Annotated in this window: 18 protein-coding genes and 1 riboswitch; of the genes, 16 read left to right on the top strand and 2 right to left on the bottom strand. The window is 27.1% G+C overall.

Annotated elements, in window-relative coordinates; all coding sequences use genetic code 11:
- Positions 1-112: 112 nt before the first annotated feature.
- Positions 113-296: riboswitch (cobalamin riboswitch) on the top strand.
- Positions 297-675: 379 nt separating this feature from the next.
- The 11 genes from CHF27_RS06895 (at position 676) to ybaK (ending at position 13,282) form a co-directional block, all read left to right on the top strand.
- Positions 676-1,908, top strand: a complete 1,233-nt coding sequence (locus CHF27_RS06895) for a 30S ribosomal protein S1 (RefSeq protein ID WP_095406287.1) — start codon at positions 676-678, stop codon at positions 1,906-1,908.
- An 86-nt stretch (positions 1,909-1,994) separates the two neighbouring features.
- Entirely contained in the window at positions 1,995-2,711 is a 717-nt protein-coding gene (locus CHF27_RS06890) for a phosphatase (protein ID WP_095406286.1), read from the top strand.
- A 205-nt stretch (positions 2,712-2,916) separates the two neighbouring features.
- Positions 2,917-4,914, top strand: coding sequence for a YgiQ family radical SAM protein (locus CHF27_RS06885; RefSeq protein ID WP_095406285.1), 1,998 nt, complete (start codon positions 2,917-2,919; stop codon positions 4,912-4,914).
- Positions 4,915-5,092: 178 nt separating this feature from the next.
- The gene (locus CHF27_RS06880) at positions 5,093-5,650 is read left to right on the top strand and encodes an ECF-type riboflavin transporter substrate-binding protein (RefSeq protein ID WP_095406284.1); all 558 of its coding nucleotides are present in this window, start codon (positions 5,093-5,095) and stop codon (positions 5,648-5,650) included.
- 22 nt (positions 5,651-5,672) lie between these two features.
- Positions 5,673-7,373, top strand: coding sequence for an ABC transporter ATP-binding protein (locus tag CHF27_RS06875; RefSeq protein ID WP_095406283.1), 1,701 nt, complete (start codon positions 5,673-5,675; stop codon positions 7,371-7,373).
- 2 nt (positions 7,374-7,375) lie between these two features.
- Entirely contained in the window at positions 7,376-8,206 is an 831-nt protein-coding gene (locus tag CHF27_RS06870; protein WP_095406282.1) for an energy-coupling factor transporter transmembrane component T family protein, read from the top strand.
- A 146-nt stretch (positions 8,207-8,352) separates the two neighbouring features.
- Positions 8,353-9,342, top strand: a complete 990-nt coding sequence (locus CHF27_RS06865; protein ID WP_095406281.1) for an ABC transporter substrate-binding protein — start codon at positions 8,353-8,355, stop codon at positions 9,340-9,342.
- Positions 9,314-10,075, top strand: coding sequence for an ABC transporter permease (locus CHF27_RS06860; RefSeq protein ID WP_095406280.1), 762 nt, complete (start codon positions 9,314-9,316; stop codon positions 10,073-10,075). The genes CHF27_RS06865 and CHF27_RS06860 overlap by 29 nt, the downstream gene beginning before the upstream one ends.
- Positions 10,063-10,740 (top strand): ABC transporter ATP-binding protein, encoded by a 678-nt coding sequence (locus CHF27_RS06855; protein ID WP_095406279.1) that lies wholly within the window; start codon positions 10,063-10,065, stop codon positions 10,738-10,740. Before CHF27_RS06860 ends, CHF27_RS06855 begins: the two co-directional genes overlap by 13 nt.
- Positions 10,741-10,846: 106 nt before the next feature.
- Entirely contained in the window at positions 10,847-12,637 is a 1,791-nt protein-coding gene (locus CHF27_RS06850) for an aminopeptidase P family protein (RefSeq protein ID WP_095406278.1), read from the top strand.
- A 168-nt stretch (positions 12,638-12,805) separates the two neighbouring features.
- A complete protein-coding gene (gene ybaK / locus CHF27_RS06845; protein WP_095406277.1) occupies positions 12,806-13,282 on the top strand; it encodes a Cys-tRNA(Pro) deacylase in 477 nt (158 codons plus the stop codon).
- Positions 13,283-13,357: 75 nt separating this feature from the next.
- On the opposite strand, the gene CHF27_RS06840 is transcribed toward ybaK, so the two are convergent.
- A complete protein-coding gene (locus CHF27_RS06840) occupies positions 13,358-14,176 on the bottom strand; it encodes an alpha/beta hydrolase (protein WP_095406276.1) in 819 nt (272 codons plus the stop codon).
- 198 nt (positions 14,177-14,374) lie between these two features.
- Here CHF27_RS06840 and CHF27_RS06835 point away from each other — a divergent pair, with 198 nt between their 5' ends.
- The 3 genes from CHF27_RS06835 to CHF27_RS06825 are packed head-to-tail and all read left to right on the top strand — an operon-like array spanning position 14,375 to position 16,994.
- A complete protein-coding gene (locus tag CHF27_RS06835) occupies positions 14,375-15,214 on the top strand; it encodes a fumarate hydratase (RefSeq protein ID WP_095406275.1) in 840 nt (279 codons plus the stop codon).
- A 15-nt stretch (positions 15,215-15,229) separates the two neighbouring features.
- Positions 15,230-15,775 carry a Fe-S-containing hydro-lyase gene (locus CHF27_RS06830; RefSeq protein ID WP_095406274.1) on the top strand — a complete coding sequence of 182 codons (546 nt, stop codon included), beginning with the start codon at positions 15,230-15,232 and terminating at the stop codon, positions 15,773-15,775.
- A 40-nt stretch (positions 15,776-15,815) separates the two neighbouring features.
- Entirely contained in the window at positions 15,816-16,994 is a 1,179-nt protein-coding gene (locus CHF27_RS06825) for an NAD(P)-dependent malic enzyme (RefSeq protein ID WP_095406273.1), read from the top strand.
- Positions 16,995-17,063: 69 nt separating this feature from the next.
- Here CHF27_RS06825 and CHF27_RS06820 read toward each other — a convergent pair whose 3' ends face one another.
- Positions 17,064-17,903: a CvfB family protein gene (locus CHF27_RS06820; RefSeq protein WP_095406272.1), complete on the bottom strand. Its 840-nt coding sequence runs from the start codon at positions 17,901-17,903 to the stop codon at positions 17,064-17,066.
- A 477-nt stretch (positions 17,904-18,380) separates the two neighbouring features.
- On the opposite strand from CHF27_RS06820, the gene CHF27_RS06815 reads away from it, so the two are divergent.
- Together CHF27_RS06815 and potA are read left to right on the top strand one after the other, a co-directional pair.
- Positions 18,381-18,920: a helix-turn-helix domain-containing protein gene (locus CHF27_RS06815; protein ID WP_095406271.1), complete on the top strand. Its 540-nt coding sequence runs from the start codon at positions 18,381-18,383 to the stop codon at positions 18,918-18,920.
- Positions 18,921-18,936: 16 nt separating this feature from the next.
- On the top strand, positions 18,937-19,980 hold the full coding sequence (gene potA / locus CHF27_RS06810; RefSeq protein ID WP_095406270.1) for a spermidine/putrescine ABC transporter ATP-binding protein: 1,044 nt from the start codon (positions 18,937-18,939) through the stop codon (positions 19,978-19,980).

Below are 19,980 nucleotides of genomic sequence, written 5' to 3'. Positions count from 1 at the left end.
ATATCTTGCAGATAAAAAAATTATTGTAAAGTTGTTGCGAAAATACTTAATATGATCTACTATATAATTGTAAGATGTAATTAAGTTACTAAAAATAATTTATTAAGAAAAATGAATAATATATATTTTAGGTTCTTTAAGAAAGATTAATAGGGAAAGAGGTTAGATTCCTCTACAGCCCCCGCTACTGTAATGCTGACGAAACTTTTTATTAACCACTGTGATTTATTTCACGGGAAGGAAAAAGGATTAGGTTGAAGCTAAGTCAGGAGACCTGCCTATAAATATTTTAAGTATTTCTTCGGGGTGAAGAAAATTTCTTGAGTATAGTATACTTGTAATTATTTAAGTATGATTATTTTGATAGAGAAAAGTCTAACCCTTGGGTTAGGCTTTTTATATTTATTTAAATTAGCCCTCGACTCAAATTAATATATAGATTAAGTTAATGACATAAACTAAAAATGCACAAACAAATAACCCTTAACCCTTAAACTGCCTTAGTTTCAAAGTTGATACTAAGGTATTTTTTTTTATCTGCAAAAACTATTTTATAAAGACTATATAATTATAGAAATAAGTGACAAAATATTATAAGAAAAGTATAAGTATTTAAAACATTAATGGTATAATATTCATATATGAAATGATTTTTAATGGAAAGGATGTATAACGATGACAAATGAATTATCTATGCAAGAGTTACTAGATCAACAAGAAAAAGCTTTTAACAGTGTAAAAGTTGGAGAAATTATAACTGGAAAGATAACTAAAGTATCTCATGACGAAGTTGTATTAGAATTAGAATATGGATTTGATGGTGTAATACCAGAGAGTGAATTAAATATAGAAAAAAATAAATCAATAGAAGAAGTTTATAAAGTAGGAGATGAGATAACTACAGTTATAACTAAAGTATCTCAAAAAGATGGGACAATAAAGTTATCTAAATTACAGGCAGATAAAAAAGCTGATTTTACTGAGTTAGAAAAGGCATTTGAAGAACATAGAATAATAACTGTTAATGTAGAAAAAAGCATTGAAAGAGGTGTTTTTGCGAAATATAAAACATTCCAGTTGTTTATACCTATATCACAGATAGATACAAAATTCGTTAAAGACACATCTAATTATACAGGTCTTAATTTAGAAGTATACATAATGGAATTAGATGCTAAGAAAAATAGATTTGTTGCAACACATAGAGAAGTTTTACAAGAGCGTTTAGATAAAGAAAGAGAAGAAAGAAAAGCCAGAATAAAGGCTGAAAAAGAAGCAGAAAGAGTTAAAATAAAAGCAGAAAAAGATATATTATTTAATTCTCTTGAAGTAGGACAAAAAAGAGATGGTAAAGTTATGAAAATAATGCCATATGGAGCTTTTGTTGATATTGGAGGACTTGAAGGTTTAGTTCACATAAATAATTTATCGTGGAAGAGAGTAGAATCTGTAGAGTCTATGTTACAAGAAGGCCAAAAAGTAGAAGTATATGTATTAGATGTAGATAAAGAATCTAAAAAAATAGCATTAGCTTTAAAAGATATAAATAATGATCCTTGGGAATTAATATCTCAAGAGATAGAATTAGATGATGTTATAACTGGTAAAGTGGTTAGAATTATAGAAAAAGGTGCTTTCTTAGAAATTAAAGAAGGTGTTGATGCTTATTTACCAATATCTGAATTAAGTGATGATAGAGTGGCAAAAGTTACTAATATAGTAAATGTTGGTGATGAGGTTAAAGTAAAAGTACTTAATTTTAATCCAAAGGATAAAAGAATGTTAGTATCTATAAAAGAAGCTAATAGAGAGCCAGAAGAAGACTACACAGAATACTTAGAAGTCGAAGATTCTCTAGGAACACTTGGAGATTTATTTAAAGATAAATTTAAAAATTTAGAAATATAGTATTCTATATTAAATTTAAAGGCCATGTTTGCTTAGAGCGATATGGTCTTATTTTATATTTAGCTAGGCAGAAAGGGAGGAATAAAATGAAGGCAATATTAGACTTGCATACACATACGGTAGTGAGTGGACATGCATACAGTACAGTAAAAGAAAATATAGAAGAAGCTATAAGTAAAGATTTGAAATTTTTAGGAATATCAGATCATGGTTGTAGTATGCCAGGAGGACCTCATCCATATTATTTTAATAATTTATATGTATTACCAAGAAATGTTGGGAAAATAAAAATACTTAGGGGCATTGAGGCTAATATAATAGATTATGATGGAAATATTGATGTTGAAAAAGAAACATTAGAAAGATTAGATTATGCTATTGCAAGTCTTCATATGCCTTGTATAAAATTTGGCACAAAAGAAGAGAATACAAATGCAATATTAAAAGTTATGGACAATGAGAAAGTAAAAATAATAGGGCACCCAGACGACAGTAGATATCCATTAGATTATGAAGTTATTGTAAAGAAAGCAAAAGAAAAAAATGTTTTATTAGAAGTAAATAATTCATCTTTAAATCCAAATTCATATAGAGAAGGAGCTAGAAATAACGTATTTAAAATGTTAGAGCTTTGTGAAAAGTATAAAACAAAAATTATATTAGGGACTGATTCTCATATATGCTACGATATAGGTGCGTTTTCTAATTGTGAAGAAATTTTAAAAGTAACTAATTTTCCGAAAGAATTAGTTATAAATTATAATGAAAATGATTTTATAAAAATGTTTGATATAAATTTTTAGTTTATATAAAACTTTAGTTATTAAGAAGATCAGATTTTATTTTCTGATCTTTTTTAAAAATGAAATAAAATATAAATTATATGCATTGTTATAAAATAAATTGTATTTTATGATATAATTATACGTCAAGATATAGAATTAAAGATAGTTTGCTTTTAAAAAAATTAGGCTATAATAAATTTAACATAATTAAGCAGGTGATAAAGTGGAAAATAAATTTTTACCAATATGTAAACAAGATATGATAGATAGAGGATGGGAACAATTAGACTTCGTATTAGTGACAGGGGATGCGTATGTAGACCATCATAGTTTTGGAACAGCGATAATATCAAGGGTATTAGAAAATGCAGGATATAAAGTGGGTATAATCGCACAACCTAACTGGAAAACAAAAGATGATTTTATGAAATTAGGCAGACCACGTTTAGGTTTTTTAGTAAACGGAGGAAATATGGATTCCATGGTGAATCATTATTCTGTAAGTAAAAAACAAAGGGATAAAGACTTATATTCTCCAGGAGGGAAGATGGGCTTAAGACCAGATAGAGCTACTATAGTTTATTGTAATAAGATAAGAGAAGCATATAAGGATGTCGCTATAGTTATAGGTGGAATAGAAGCTAGTTTAAGAAGGTTTGCTCATTATGATTACTGGAGTGATAAAGTAAGAAAATCTATGTTAGTAGATAGTGGTGCAGATTTATTAGTATATGGAATGAGTGAAAGACAAATAGTAGAAGTAGCAAATGCTTTAAATGATGGTTTTGATCCTAAATATATTAGACATATAAATGGGACTTGTTATATAGTAGATAGTTTAGATGAAATATATGAAGATTATAGACTTATTCCATCATATAAAGAAGTTTGCGAAGACAAGATGAAGTATGTAGATGCTTTCAAGGTACAATATGATGAGCAAGATCCTTATAGAGGAAAAGTTATTGTACAAGGTCATGCAAATAAATATCTAGTTCAAAATAAACCAGAAAAGCCATTAAGTAGAGCTGAATTAGATGAGGTGTATGCACTGCCTTATCAAAAGACTTATCATCCTATATATGAAAGTATGGGAGGAATACCAGCAATAGAAGAAGTTAAATTTAGTATTGTTAGTTCAAGAGGATGTTTCGGAAGTTGTTCATTCTGTGCAATAACATTCCATCAAGGTAGAGCTGTTCAAAGTAGAAGTCAAAATTCTATAATAGATGAAGCTGTAGGAATAACTAATTTACCAGATTTTAAAGGATATATACATGATGTAGGCGGACCTACTGCAAACTTCAGAAAACCGGCATGTAAAAAGCAAGTCACAAAAGGTGCATGTAAAAACAGACAATGTTTATCTCCAGCTCCATGTAAGAATTTAGATGTAGACCATAGTGAGTACTTACAATTGTTAAGAAAGTTGAGAAAACTTCCTAATATAAAGAAAGTATTTGTTCGTTCTGGAATAAGATATGATTATGTTATGGCTGATAAGGACAATAAGTTCCTTAGAGAATTAATAGAGCACCATGTGAGTGGGCAGTTAAAAGTAGCACCTGAGCATATTGCTGAAGAAGTTTTACAATATATGCAAAAGCCAGCTGGTCACACTTATGATAAGTTTAGACAAAAATTCTTTGCTATAAATGAACAGTTAGGTAAAAAACAATATTTAATACCTTATTTAATGTCTAGTCATCCAGGATCAACATTAAATAGCGCTATAGAGCTAGCTGAATATTTAAGAGATACGCATTATCAACCAGAACAGGTTCAAGATTTTTATCCAACACCAGGAACATTATCTACAACAATGTTCTATACAGGTATAGACCCTCTTACTATGAAACCAGTTTATATACCTAGATCAAAGAATGAAAAAGCTATGCAAAGAGCACTACTTCAGTATAGAGCACCTAGAAACTATGAGTTAGTTCATGCAGCACTAGTAGAAGCAGGAAGAGAAGATTTAATTGGACATGGACCGAGATGTTTAATCAAACCAAGGGAAGATAGGGGTTACTTAAATAGATACCCTAAAAATAATAATAAAACTTCAAAAGATAGAAAGACTTCATCAAAGGAAAATTCTGATAAGAATAAGAAAAAAGATAGTAAAAATAGCAAAAATAATAGAAATAATAAAGATAGTAAAAATACAAATAATGTAAGAACTAATACTAAAAGTAATAATAGAAAAAAAAGAAGATAATAAACAAAAGGGATATGCGTTAATCGCATATCCCTTTTGTTTATTTTATTAGCAAAATAAAGTTATTACTTGAATGAAATGACGAATATTGACAATTTTTAAAATAACATTTATACTAAAATTTATGTAAATTTTAAAAAATACAAATGTATGTATTTAAAATAGAGAGGTATTATTTATGAATAATAGTAAGTTTTCAATAAGAACTATAGTTGCTATAGGTATTGGATCAGCTGTATTTATGATATTGGGTAGATTTGGTTCGATACCTAGTGGTATACCTAATACTAATATAGAAACATCTTATGCTTATTTAGCTTTAATGTCTATATTGTATGGACCGTTAGCAGGTTTTTTAATAGGGCTTATAGGTCATGGATTAAAAGATTTAGTTTTTTATGGTATGCCTTGGTTTAGTTGGGTAATATCATCTTCTGTCATGGGACTTATAATAGGACTAGTATGTAAAAAGGTAAAAGTAAATGATGGTAAATTTGGGAAGAAACAAATAATAATATTTAACTTGACTCAAATTATAGCAAATATAATAGCTTGGTTTGTAGTAGCACCAACACTAGATATATTTATATATGCAGAGCCAGCAGATAAAGTATTTATACAAGGTGCCATAGGTGGAACATCAAATATTATAACTGTGGCTATATTAGGAACTTTAATATTATCTACTTATTCTAAGACAAAAATTAAGACAGGAAGCTTAAGGATAGAAGAATAAAAGAATTAAAAAGGAGATATATATGAAAAGAAAGATAATAGAATTTAATAATTTTAGCTTTCAGTATAGGGTACAAGCAGACCCAACTCTTAAAAATATAAATTTAAGTATTTATGAAGGAGAAAAAATTCTAATAGTAGGAGCTTCAGGATCAGGTAAAAGTACATTAGCTCATTGTTTAAATGGATTGGTTCCGTTTTATTATGAAGGAGAAATATCTGGACAAATAAAAATATCTGGCGATGATATAAAAAATAAAAATATATTTGAACTTTCTAAAATAGTAGGAACTGTATTACAAGATCCAGATAGCCAATTTATAGGATTAACAGTGGGAGAAGATATAGCTTTTAAACTAGAAAATAATTGTGTAAATCAAAGTGAGATGAAAAATAAAGTTAGTCAATCAGCTAAATTAGTAGGAATCGATAGTGAAATAGACTCTTCTCCTTATAGATTATCAGGTGGACAAAAACAAAGGGTTACGTTAGCAGGAGTTACAGTAGATGAAGTAAAGATACTTTTATTTGATGAGCCTTTAGCAAGTTTAGATCCAGCAACAGGAAAAAATGCTATAGAATTAATTGATAAGATACAAAAAGATCAGAATAAAACTATGATTATAATAGAGCATAGATTAGAAGATGTTTTACATTGCGATGTAGATAGAATTATAGTTATGGAAAATGGATGTATTGTGTCAGATACGACTCCAAAGGAGTTATTATCTTCAAATATATTATCATCTGTAGGTGTTCGAGAGCCACTTTATATAACAGCATTAAAGTATGCTGGTTGCAAAATTGAACCAGGTTCAAATCCTGATAATATAAATAAGTTAGATGTAAGCGAATATAAATGGAAATTGAAAACATGGATTGATAGTAAGAATTTAGTAAATGAAACAAAGAATCATGATGCTATATTAGAGTTAGAAGACATTAGTTTTAATTATAATAATGAAAAACAAATATTGAAGAATGTCTCTTTTAAAGTAAATAAAGGAGATATGTTTAGTATATTAGGAAAAAATGGTGCAGGAAAATCTACTATATCAAAATTAATATGTGGATTTTATAAACCTACTTCAGGAAAAATCATATTTAAAGGAAAAGATATAAGTAAGGAAACTATAAAAGAACGTTCAGAAAAAATAGGATATGTAATGCAAAATCCAAATCAAATGATATCTAAGACTATGATATTTGATGAAGTAGCTTTAGGATTGAAAATAAGAGGATTTAACGAAGCTGAAATAAAAGAGAGAGTTTACAAAGTATTAAAAATATGTGGCTTATATGGTTATAGAAATTGGCCAATATCAGCATTAAGCTTTGGTCAAAAGAAAAGAGTAACTATAGCTTCAATACTTGTACTTAATCCAGAAATTATAATACTGGATGAGCCTACAGCAGGTCAAGATTTTAAACATTATTCAGAAATTATGGAGTTTTTAAAAGAACTTAATAAAGAAGGTGTTACAATAGTTATGATTACTCATGATATGCATTTGATGTTAGAGTATACTAATAATGTTGTTGTTTTATCAGACGGTAAAAAAATATGTGATGATACAGCTATAAATGTATTAACTAACAAAGAAGTTATAGAAAAGGCAAATCTAAAAGAAACATCTTTGTATGAATTAGCATTAAAGTGTAATATAGATTATCCAAGACAATTTATAAAAAAATTCATAGACTATGATAGGAGGGTTAGATAAATATGAATTCAGAAATGTTATCGTATATAAAAAAAGACTCTCCTATACATAAGTTAACTGGAGCAACAAAATTAATATGTTTTTTACTTTGGACATTATCAGCGATGATAACTTATGATACTAGAGTTTTAGTTTTAATTTTTATTTTAGGTATAGCGACGTTTAAAGTATCTAAAATAGAATTAAAAGAAATATCATTTGTACTTTATTTTATAATATTTTTCTTGTTGTTAAATGCATTAATGATATTTATATTTTCTCCTGAAGAGGGAGTAAAAATATATGGAACTAGGCATATTTTATTTCATATAATAGGACCATATAATTTGACAGTGGAGCAATTATTTTATGAATTAAATATAATACTAAAATATTTCTCAACTATTCCAATTGCCTTATTATTTATATTGACGACAGATCCTAGTGAGTTTGCATCATCATTAAATAAATTAGGTGTGAATTATAAGGCAGCATATACAGTATCAATAGCTTTAAGATATATACCAGATGTGCAAAGGGATTATAAAGATATAGCGTTTGCACAACAAGCTAGAGGAATTGATTTATCTAAAAATGAGAAAATTTCAAAAAGGATTAAGAATTCAGCATCTATACTTATGCCTTTGATATTTTCAAGTTTAGAAAGAATTGATAAAATAAGCTTAGCTATGGAATTAAGAGCTTTTGGAAATGGGAAAAAGCGTACTTGGTATAGTATGAAAAAATTTAAGAAAGAAGATTATATTTCAATATTAGCATTAATTGTTATATTGATTATATCAATAACTATGTTTAATATTAATAGTTCTAGGTTTTATAATCCATTTATATAAAAAATAGTCTTTAGGTCGTATTTGTCCTAGAGGCTATTTTTATTTTAAGGAATTTAAAAAATATTTAATTTTACCAAAAAGAAGGTATTTTTTACAAAATAACCGAAATTATATTAAATATTTATTTAATTTAAGGGGGAAGTGACATGAGAAAAAAAATATCAATATTGTTATCTGTAGTATTAAGTACAACACTTTTATATGGGTGTAACAAAAAAATGGATAATGAAAAAGAAACAAAGGTATATAAAGAAGTTAATATAGCAGCACCAGATGGTTTACCTGCTATATCTATGGCTAAATTAGCAAAAGAAAATATCTCTATACAAGATGAATATAAACAAAATTATATAATTGAGAAGTCAGCAGAAGCACTTTCAACTGATGTTATGAAAGAAAAAATAGATATAGCTATAGTTCCATCAAATATGGCTGCAATTGCATATAATAAAACTTCGAATTATAAAATAGCAGGTACAGTAGGAATGGGATCTTTTTACTTGGTATCTTCAGAGGATATAACAGACTTTGAGGATTTAGTAGGTAAAGAAGTTGGAAATATAGGAAAAGGCTTAACACCAGAGAGTATAGTTCAAAATATATTAAAAGCTAAAAATATAGATTCAAGTAAAATAAATTTTAATTATGTCAATTCTGCTAATGAATTAATTCCAATGCTACTTACAGGTAAGATAAAAACAGCTTTTGTTCCAGAACCAGCACTAACAGCATTAACTTCAAAGAACAAAGAAATTAAAGTTATAAAAAGCTTAAATGATGAATGGAAAGAGGTTACTGGGTTTAAAGAAGGTTATCCTCAATCTACACTTATAATAAAAGAAGATTTTATAAAAGAAAATAAAGACTTTGTAGAAAAATTTTTAGGAGCATTAACGGAGAGTATAAGTTGGGCGAATATAAATACTTCTAAAATAGGAGAATATTGCAAAGAAATAGGAATTTCTACAGAACATAAAGTTATAGGAGAATCTTTAAAAAGAGCAAATTTAAATTTTATACCAATTAAAAATATGAAAAAAGAGTATAACGATTACTATCAAAAATTATCTGAATTTGACATTAAGACAGTAGGAGGAAAGCTACCAGATGAAGGAATTTACTTTACTGAGAAATGATAAATTTCAGATATTAATATTTTCTATTATGTTTTTATTTATATGGCAAATAGTTGCAGTTTTAATAAATAATGACATTTATTTGCCAACACTAGGGCAAGTGTTTAATAGTATTGATGAAATTATTAATAGTAAAAGGTTTTGTATAGATATATTTTCATCTGTAGGAAGGTGCATTTTTAGTTTTTTATTTGCATTGATTACGGCTCTTATTTTAGGAATATTATCATATGCAAATAAGATATTTAGAAATTTATTAAAGCCTATAAATGCTTTAGCTCAATCTATACCTACAATGGTTTTAGTTGTTTTAACTCTAATTTGGTTCGACAAAGATGATACACCATTTATAGTAGGTTTCGCTATAGTATTTCCAATTTTATACGAAAGTGTTTTAGGTTCTATTACTGGAATTGATAAAAAAATATTAGAAATGGCAGAATTATATAATATAGACCTTAAATATAAAATATTAAAAATATATTTGCCGAATATAAAATTTCAATTAGCTTCAATATTAGGCTCAACATTTTCGTTAGCATTAAAAGTAGTTATAGCAGGAGAGGTACATGGTCAACCAACTTATGGAATGGGAACTATGATTCAATTAGAAAAAATTAATTTTAATACATCGGGAATATTTGGATGGATTATTATAATTATTTTAATCTCTTTAATGTTAAATATATGCCAAAAAATAATATTAAGGAGAGTCTTTATATGGAAGAATTAATGATTGCTATAAAAAATATAAATAAAAGCTATAAAGATAATATACTATACAAAAATTTTAATATTAGTTTTGCAAAAAATAAAGTTAATTGTATACTTGGCAAGTCTGGATGTGGAAAAAGTACACTTTTAAATATAATAAGTGGATTAGTTAAAAATGATACAAACTCCTTAAAAACAATAGAACAGAGGGAGATAAGTTATATTTTTCAAGAAGATAGGTTGATAGAGTGGTTAAATGTAGAAGAAAATATAAAAATAGTAGGTAAAAAGTTTTATGATAAAGAAGAACTAGAAGATATTTGTAACTATTACTTAGATATGGTAGGCATAAAAAAATTTAAAACATATTATCCACAAAAACTTAGTGGAGGTATTAGGCAAAGGATAAATATTATAAGAGCGTTTATATATCCATCTAAAATTGTAATAATGGATGAACCTTTTAAATCAATAGATGTAAAGAATAAAAAGATTATAATGGAAAATTTAAAAAATATTTTAATAAAAGATAAAAGAACTGTTTTATTTGTAACGCATGATATAGAAGAAGCTTTGTTTTTAGCAGACAAAATATTTATATTAGGTGATAGTCCTGTTAAGATAAAAGAGACAATTGAAAATAATATAAATCTGAGTAAAGAAGAAATTTACAAAATGATATAAAACAACTAAGGATATGTAAGATATATTAATTATTGATGAGTTTTTATTAATTAATATTAGTATATAATATAAAGTAGAGAATTTTAAAGGGAAGGCGGTTATAGATATGATAAATAAAAGAATACAACAGCTAAGAAATATTATGGAAGAAAAAAAAATATTTGCATATATAATACCATCAGCAGATTACCATCAAAGTGAATATGTTGGAGAATATTTTAAATCAAGAACTTTTATCTCAGGATTTACAGGTTCAGCTGGAACAGTTGTAGTTACTAAAAATGAAGCTGGATTATGGACAGATGGAAGATATTTTATACAAGCGGCTAAGGAAATTGAAAATTCATGTATGAAATTATTTAAAATGGGTGAAGAAGGGGTTCCTACTGTTGAAGAGTACTTAATAAATAATATTCCAGAAAATTCAAATATAGGATTTGATGGAAGAGTATTTTCTGCAAAAGAAGGAGAAGAATTAGCTGGAAAATTAAAATATAAAAATATTGAGATTAAGTACGAAGAAGATTTAATAGATAAAATATGGAAAGATAGACCGAATTTAGAAAATGAAAAAGCATTTTTATTAGATACAAAGTACACAGGAGAAAGTGTTAGTTCAAAAATAGAAAGAGTAAGAAAGTATATGAGACAAGTAGGAGCTACTACTCATATAGTAGCTACGCTAGATGATATAGCTTGGATATTTAATATAAGAGGGAATGATATTAAATATAATCCAGTAGTACTTTCTTATGCAATTATAATGCTAGATGAAGTGTATTTATTTATTGAAGATAATAAATTAGACTTAGATATAAGAAATGAATTAAGTAAAAAAGGTATCAAAATAAAATCTTATAATGATATATATCAATTTATTAAAAATATAAAGTCAGATGAAGTTGTTTTATTAGATATATCTAATGTGAGCTATAGTATTTATAATAGTATTCCTAAGGGTATAAAAAAAATAGAAAAAAGAAATCCTACTATTTTATTTAAATCAATAAAAAACAAGGTGGAATTAGAAAATATAAAAAACAGTCATATTAAAGATGGAGTAGCTTTTACTAAGTTTATGTATTGGATAAAAAATAATGTTGATAAATTTGAGATTACAGAAGTGAGCGCAGAGAAAAAACTAGAAGAATTTAGAAGTAAGCAAGAAGGATTTATTGAACCAAGTTTTAGCACTATTGCAGCATATAAAGATCATGCAGCTATGATGCACTATAGTGCGACTAAGGAAACTGATTACAAATTAGAGCAAGAAGGATTATTCTTGATAGATTCTGGAGGTCAATACTATGATGGGACTACAGATATAACCAGAACTTTAGTATTAGGTAAAATATCAGGAGAAATGAAATTACATTTTACTACAGTAGCTAGAAGTATGATAAGATTATCAATGGCTAAATTTTTACATGGAACAAGAGGATATAATCTGGATATACTCGCGAGAGGTCCTCTATGGGATTTAGGAATAGATTATAAGTGTGGAACAGGTCATGGTATCGGATTTGTATTAAATGTGCATGAATCACCAAATGGATTTAGATGGAAAATTAGAGATGATATAGATGATAGTTGTATACTAGAAGAAGGGATGGTAACAACTAACGAACCAGGCGTTTATATAGAAGGTTCACATGGAATAAGAACTGAAAATGAAATAGTTGTAAAGCAATTAGAAAAAAATGAATATGGACAATTTTTGAATTTTGAAGTTGTTACATATGCTCCAATAGATTTAGATGGAATTAATCCAGATATAATGGACAAAAAAGAAAAAGAATACCTAAATAACTACCATAAAAAAGTATATGAAATAATAAAACCATATTTAAATGATGAAGAAAAAATCTGGTTAAAAGAATATACTAGACCGATATAAATAATTAAATATTTAAAATAAGTTAACGGGATTGTCTCAGAATCTAATTTTGAGGCAATTTTGTTTTTATTAGTAAAAAATATAATTTGTATTTCTTGGGAAATACTATCATATTATAGTACAATATAAGGTGTATAATTGTTATAAAAGAGGAAAGGAATAAATAAAATGTCAAAAGTTAAAACTAATGCAATGAGAATATTAGATTCTAATAAAATAAATTATAAAATGTGGTCATATGAAGTTAATACAAATCATGTTGATGGAGTAGAAGTAGCAAATCAAATAGGAAAAGATGTAACACAAGTATACAAGACTTTAGTTACACATGGTGTAAGCAAGAATATATATGTATTTGTTATACCAGTACATGAAAATTTAAATTTAAAAAAAGCAGCTAAAGCAGCTAAAGAGAAAAGTGTAGATATGATTCATGTCAAAGATATTAATAAAATTACAGGTTATATAAGAGGAGGATGTTCTCCTATAGGTATGAAAAAATTATACAATACTTTTATTAATGAAACAGCAAAAGAGTTAGACACAATAACTGTTAGTGCAGGTAAAATTGGATATCAAATAGAATTATCACCATTAGATTTACAAAAACTTATAAATTGTGAATTTGAAGATATTATAAAATAAAAATTTTAAAATACATAAATTAAGGTCTGAAATTAATATTTCAGACCTTAATTAAAATTATTATAAAATTTAACATTAATATAGTCTTTTTTCTATCCATTTAGATATTTTTACTAAAATTTCATCTTTTACAATTTCATCAAGTAGTCTATGATAAAGGCTATTTAAGATAATAATATTTTTATCAGTAGAGGAAATTTGTTTGTATAAAAATTCACTATCCTCATAAGATACAACGCTATCAGAAGAACCATGAAGTATAAGGCAAGGATAGTTAAAGTTTATTAAATTTTGTTTTAAATCAGATGTACTTTTACTTAGTTGATTATACATACCTAATGTTATGTTATTTAGAATTAAAGGATCGCTCTCATAGGAATTGATTATATCAATATCGTGAGTAAGTGTATGAGAACTAACTTCTGGTAATAAAGTAAATGGATTATCAGAATCACATTCAATATCTGTTGAATTAAATGTATCGCAAATTAAAGGGCTACAAAAAATCATTCCATTAACTTTAGTTTTATAATTACAACCAAACCAAGCCAAAGTGTGGGCACCCATACTATGACCTAACATAAATAGAGGAGTATTTGGATTTTCTTCTTTTACTAAATCTACTAATTTATTTAAGTCTTTATATAAGACGTCATATTTTTCAAGATAACCTCTTTTACCATCTGATAAACCATGTCCTCTGTGATCATATCTATATACACTATAGCCAAAAGAATTAAGTTTCTTAACGACATAATCATATCTCCCGCAATGTTCAGCAAGACCATGGGAAATTAATACAATGGCTTTTGGATTATCAACTAGATCTTTTCTATAATGTAGATTGATATTATCAAAAGTTTTTATAGTAAGATCTATTATTTCAAAACTCATAAATTTCACTCCTCAATATTCTTAAAAAAATAATAAAAAATTATACCAAAAAAGTGGTATTATAACTAATTCGATAATTTTTATAAAAAACCTTCTTATAATATAAAAAATTTCAATTTAGTTGAGAAAACACAAAAAAGATGCTAAAGTTTAAATATAAATGCGAATATTTTTTATGAAAAAGGGGTGTATGTTCGTTTGAGGATTGTAAAGTCTGATTTAATTGTTGAAAAAGTAAAACAGTTGTGTATAGAAGCAAATTTATATTTAGGACACGATGTAATAAGTTGTATAAAATCAAAAATTGAAGATGAAGAAAGTCCTTTGGGAAAAGATATATTAAAAATTTTAATAGAAAATGCAAAAATAGCAAAATCAAAAAATATACCTATATGTCAAGATACTGGAATGGCAGTATTTTTTGTAAAGCTAGGACAAGATGTAGCCATCAATGGAGAAAATATAACTGATGCAATAAATGAGGGTGTAAGGCAAGGATATTTAGATGGATATTTGAGAAAATCTGTAGTAGATCCTATAACAAGAATTAATACAAAAGATAACACTCCAGCAGTTATTCATTATGAAATAATTAAAGGAGATAAAATTTGTATAGAATTTGCACCGAAAGGATTTGGTAGTGAAAATATGAGCAGATTAAAAATGCTAAAGCCATCTGACGGAATAGAAGGTATAAAAGAGTTTATATTAAGCACAGTAAAAGAAGCAGGCTCTAATCCGTGTCCACCTATAGTAATAGGTGTTGGAATTGGGGGAACTGTAGATAAATGTGCACAGATAGCAAAAAAAGCACTACTAAGAAATATAGGAGAAAATAATAAAAATTCATATATTGAAAAATTAGAGAAAGAGTTACTTTTAGAAATAAATGAACTAGGTATAGGGCCACAAGGTTTGGGAGGGAGTACAACAGCTTTAGCTTTAAATATAGAAACATTTCCAACTCATATAGCAGGATTACCTGTTGTGGTTAATATAAATTGCCACGCATCAAGGCATATGAAAGTAATATTATAAAGGAGGAAAAATTAAATGATTAAATTAAATACTCCTGTAACAAGTGAAGAAATTTTAAAATTAACTTGTGGAGATATAGTTAATTTAAGTGGAATATTATATACAGCTAGAGATGCGGCACATAAAAGGATAGTAAAATGCATAGAAAATAATGAAAAACTTCCATTTGATATGAAAGGACAAGCTATTTACTATGTTGGACCTAGTCCAGCTAGACCAGGTAATGTTATTGGCTCAGCAGGGCCTACAACTAGCTATAGAATGGATGATTTAACAATACCGCTTTTAAATAAAGGTTTAAAAATAATGATTGGTAAAGGGAAGAGAGAAAAAAAAATAATTGATGCAATAAAAAAATATAATGCAATTTATTTTGCTGCAATAGGTGGAGCAGGCGCATATATTTCAAATTCTATAAAATCTTGTGAAATTATTGCATATGAAGATTTAGGGGCAGAAGCAATAAGGAAGCTTGAAGTAGAAGATTTACGATTAGTAGTAGCTATAGACAGTTATGGAAATAATATATATGAAAAAGCTGCAAAAATATATGCTAAGTAAAATTATGTGAATATATATTTAACATGAGAGGGGTAATTTTATGGCGAAGGATTATGCAAAATTAGCTTTAGAAATGCATGAAATGAAAAAAGGAAAGATAAGTGTTAAAAGTAAAATAAATATTTTAGACAAAGATGATTTATCTATAGCATATACACCAGGAGTAGCTCAACCTTGCTTAGAAATATATAAAAATGAGGAAAATGTATATAAATATACATCAAAAGGAAATTTAGTGGCTGTTGTAAGTGATGGAAGTGCGGTATTAGGTTTAGGTGATATAGGAGCAAGCGCATCAATACCAGTTATGGAGGGGAAATCCATACTGTTTAAAGAGTTTGCAAATGTGGATGCTTTTCCGATTTGTTTGAATACTAATGATGTAGATGAAATTGTAAAGGCGGTAAAATTATTAGAATCAGTATTTGGAGGTATAAATTTAGAAGATATAAGCTCTCCACGATGTATAGAAATAGAAGAAAAATTGAAAAAAGAGTTGAATATACCAGTATTTCATGATGATCAGCATGGGACAGCGATAGTTGTTGCAGCTGCTATAATAAACTCTGTAAAATTAATAGAAAAAAATATAGAAGAACTTGAGATAGTAATAAATGGACCTGGTTCAGCAGGAATGGCTATAGCAAAAATATTATTAGGGATGAATGTTAAAAATATAGTTTTATGTAATAAAGAAGGTGCTTTAGAAGAGGGAATGTCGGATTTAAATTGGGCTCAAATGGAAATAATGAAAGTAACAAATTTACAAGGTGAAAAGGGAAATTTAAAAGATATAATAAAAAATAAAGATGTTTTTATAGGTGTATCTGGTCCAAATATGGTTACATCAGAAATGGTTAAAACTATGGCAAAAAAACCAGTTATATTAGCTATGGCAAATCCAACTCCTGAGATTATGCCGGATGAAGCAAATGCTGGAGGTGCTTTTATTGTAGGAACAGGTAGATCTGATTTTCCTAATCAAGTGAATAATGTATTAGCTTTTCCAGGAGTATTTAGAGGTGCTTTAGATATTAGAGCAAGAGAGATAAATGAAGAAATGAAAATAGCAGCAGCATATGCAATAGCGAACTCAATAAGTGAAAAAGATATAACTCCAACACATATATTACCAAACCCATTTAATAAAAATGTTGTGAAAAATGTATCTGAAGCAGTAAAAAAAGCAGCAATAAAAACAGGTGTTAATAGAATTTAAAAGCAAAAAGCCTTGTATTAAAATTTATTTTAATACAAGGCTTTTTATAATATAGTTTAAGTATATATATTATTTTAAATATGTTCCTTGTGAATCTTGAGTTATAAGATCTTTTTTCATTAGTACACCTAGAGCACGTTTGAAATTTTTCTTGCTAGAATTAAAAACAGTATATATTTCCTCAGGTGAAGATTTATCATTAAATCTCATAGTACCATCAGCGCCCTCAAGATAATTTATTATTTGTTCTTCAAGAGAGTCTAATTCTTCTTTTCTACCTTGTCTAGGAGTAAGTCCTAGTTTATTATCTTCATATATCTTTATTACATTTAAATCTACTTGATCTCCTATCTTTAGCTCAGTAAAGTATTCATTAAATAGAATAACTCCAGCAAATTTATTGTCAACACAAATCATTGCTGAATTATTAGTTTGGAATCCATATACAACTCCAGTTACTTTATCTCCAATATTATAACTGTGTTCAGTTGAAAGATAAGAATCTATTTCTGTGGTAGCAGCTAATCTACCTGTTTTATCTAGATAAATATAGAATAAATATCTTTCTCCTTTTGTTAATTCGTAATGTCTAGCTTTGAAAGGTACTAATATATCTTTAGGAAGTCCAATATCTATGAAGCTACCTATTTGTGTATGAGCAACGACTTTTAGGTAAGCTATCTCATCGACTTTAGCTTTAGGAGGTAATAAAGTTGCAGCAGCTCTATCTTCTGAATCTTTATATATAAAAGCTTCAATTTCATCGCCAACTTGTAATGAATTTTTTCCAACTAATCTATTATGAAGTAAAATGTCATCCTTACTATTTTCAGTTTGACCATCTAAAAAATATCCAAAATCAGTTTTTCTTACTATTTTAAGTTTATTAAAATCACCTATTTTTATCAAAGTGCAGCATCTCCTTATTGATTATTATTTTTAGCATTATAATTAAATATAATACCATATATATATAACATATTATATATAAATATTTTTATAAATATAATAGCATAAAAAGTTGATATAAGTTATTTTAAGTGAATAATGATTTTAAAAAATATCATTATAAGATATAGGAACTTTATATGTGTAAAAAGTTATATAGTATTTATTTGTTGTTAAGATTAATTTAAAGTTTTGATATCTTTAATAAATTTAAATTATAAAAATTAGACATACTAAACTTTATAATTATTAATATAAACACTTATTAAATGATGGCACTTTAATAAAAGGAGTAAAATACTAGCTTTATTATATTTTGAAAAAATTAACAAAACTATTGAATTATGATATATAATTTTATATAATAACATTTGGTGTTTAGCAATTTTAAACTCAATGTTTAGTAAAATTAACATAAAATATTAAGGAGGTGGGACTATGGACATTGGTGAAAAAATAAAAAGAATGAGAATTGAAAAGCAACTAACCCAGGAAGAATTAGCTAATAGATGTGAATTATCAAAAGGATTTATATCACAGCTAGAAAACAATTTAACATCACCATCCATTGCTACCCTTATAGATATACTTGAAATTTTAGGAACTAATTTAAGGGAGTTTTTTAATGAAATAGATAATGAGAGAATCTCTTTTACAAGAGAGGACATGTTTGAAACTGAAGATGAAGAACTAAAATATACTTTAAAATGGTTAATTCCAAATTCACAAAAAAACCAGATGGAGCCTATAATAATAACTTTATCTCCTGGAGGTCAATACAAAGAAGAAAAGCCTCACGAAGGTGAGGAATTTGGATATGTTATAGCAGGATCTATATTTGTACATATAGGAGATAAGAAAAGTAAGGTAAGAAAAGGAGAAAGTTTTTATTTCAAACCAAGGGCAAATCATTATATATCTAATGCAGGGAAAACTGTATCAAAGGTGATTTGGGTTACTACTCCGCCGTCATTTTAGAAAAGAGGTGTTAATATTGGTAGAAGATATAATAAAACTACAAGGAATATCTAAGGCTTATGATGATAATAAAGTTTTAGATAATTTATATTTAGATATAAAGAAAAATGAATTTTTAACTTTATTAGGTCCAAGTGGATGTGGTAAAACAACAACTTTAAAAATAATAGCTGGATTTGAATATGCAGATGAAGGTAAAGTGTTATTTGAAGGAAAAGAGATGAACAATTTACCTCCATATGAAAGACAAGTAAATACAGTATTTCAAAAGTATGCTTTGTTTCCACATATGAATGTTTATGAAAATATAGCATTTGGGTTAAAAATTAAAAAGATGAATAAAAATGAAATTGATAAAAAAGTAAAAGAAATGTTAAAGTTAGTTGCATTAGAAGGATTTGAAAAAAGAAAAGTTGATTCCTTAAGTGGAGGTCAGCAACAAAGAATAGCTATAGCAAGAGCATTAGTAAATGAACCAAAGGTACTTTTATTAGATGAACCACTTGGAGCTTTAGATTTAAAGTTGAGAAAAGAGATGCAAATAGAATTAAAAAAGATGCAACAAAAATTAGGAATAACTTTTATATTTGTAACTCATGATCAAGAAGAAGCTCTTACAATGTCAGATACTATAATAGTAATGAATAAAGGTGAAATTCAACAAATGGGAACTCCTGAGGATATATACAATGAGCCACAAAATTCATTTGTAGCTAAGTTTATAGGAGAAAGTAATATATTTGATGGAAAAATGTTAGAAGATTTCAAAGTTGAATTTTGTAATAAAACATTTGACTGTGTTGATAAAGGTTTTGAAAAAGACGAGGAAATAGAGGTTGTAATAAGACCTGAAGATATAAAGATGGTTAAACCAGAAGAAGGTATGTTAAAGGGAAAAGTTATATCAGCTGTATTTAAAGGTGTTCACTATGAAATGGAAGTAAAAGAAAATGACAGAGTTTGGTTACTTCATAATACTAAAATGGTTGAAGTAGAATCAGAATTAGGTATGGATATATATCCAGAAGATATTCATATAATGAGAAAAGAGAGAGATTAA

It is taken from the genome of Romboutsia maritimum, assembly GCF_002251085.2.
GTDB classification, from domain to species: Bacteria; Bacillota; Clostridia; order Peptostreptococcales; family Peptostreptococcaceae; genus Romboutsia_B; species Romboutsia_B maritimum.
Note: the sequence above shows the minus strand (reverse complement) of the source record. Positions and strands in the feature narration are given on the sequence as shown.

Bases quoted from the DNA above. Each gene is read 5' to 3' on its own strand.
- CHF27_RS06850 (WP_095406278.1), top strand. From the start codon at position 10,847: ATGATAAATAAAAGAATACAACAGCTAAGAAATATTATGGAAGAAAAA.
- CHF27_RS06880 (WP_095406284.1), top strand. From the start codon at position 5,093: ATGAATAATAGTAAGTTTTCAATAAGAACTATAGTTGCTATAGGTATT.
- CHF27_RS06895 (WP_095406287.1), top strand. From the start codon at position 676: ATGACAAATGAATTATCTATGCAAGAGTTACTAGATCAACAAGAAAAA.
- CHF27_RS06815 (WP_095406271.1), top strand. From the start codon at position 18,381: ATGGACATTGGTGAAAAAATAAAAAGAATGAGAATTGAAAAGCAACTA.
- CHF27_RS06890 (WP_095406286.1), top strand. From the start codon at position 1,995: ATGAAGGCAATATTAGACTTGCATACACATACGGTAGTGAGTGGACAT.
- CHF27_RS06870 (WP_095406282.1), top strand. From the start codon at position 7,376: ATGAATTCAGAAATGTTATCGTATATAAAAAAAGACTCTCCTATACAT.
- CHF27_RS06840 (WP_095406276.1), bottom strand. From the start codon at position 14,176: ATGAGTTTTGAAATAATAGATCTTACTATAAAAACTTTTGATAATATC.
- CHF27_RS06855 (WP_095406279.1), top strand. From the start codon at position 10,063: ATGGAAGAATTAATGATTGCTATAAAAAATATAAATAAAAGCTATAAA.
- CHF27_RS06825 (WP_095406273.1), top strand. From the start codon at position 15,816: ATGGCGAAGGATTATGCAAAATTAGCTTTAGAAATGCATGAAATGAAA.
- ybaK (WP_095406277.1), top strand. From the start codon at position 12,806: ATGTCAAAAGTTAAAACTAATGCAATGAGAATATTAGATTCTAATAAA.
- CHF27_RS06860 (WP_095406280.1), top strand. From the start codon at position 9,314: ATGAAGGAATTTACTTTACTGAGAAATGATAAATTTCAGATATTAATA.
- CHF27_RS06830 (WP_095406274.1), top strand. From the start codon at position 15,230: ATGATTAAATTAAATACTCCTGTAACAAGTGAAGAAATTTTAAAATTA.
- CHF27_RS06875 (WP_095406283.1), top strand. From the start codon at position 5,673: ATGAAAAGAAAGATAATAGAATTTAATAATTTTAGCTTTCAGTATAGG.
- CHF27_RS06865 (WP_095406281.1), top strand. From the start codon at position 8,353: ATGAGAAAAAAAATATCAATATTGTTATCTGTAGTATTAAGTACAACA.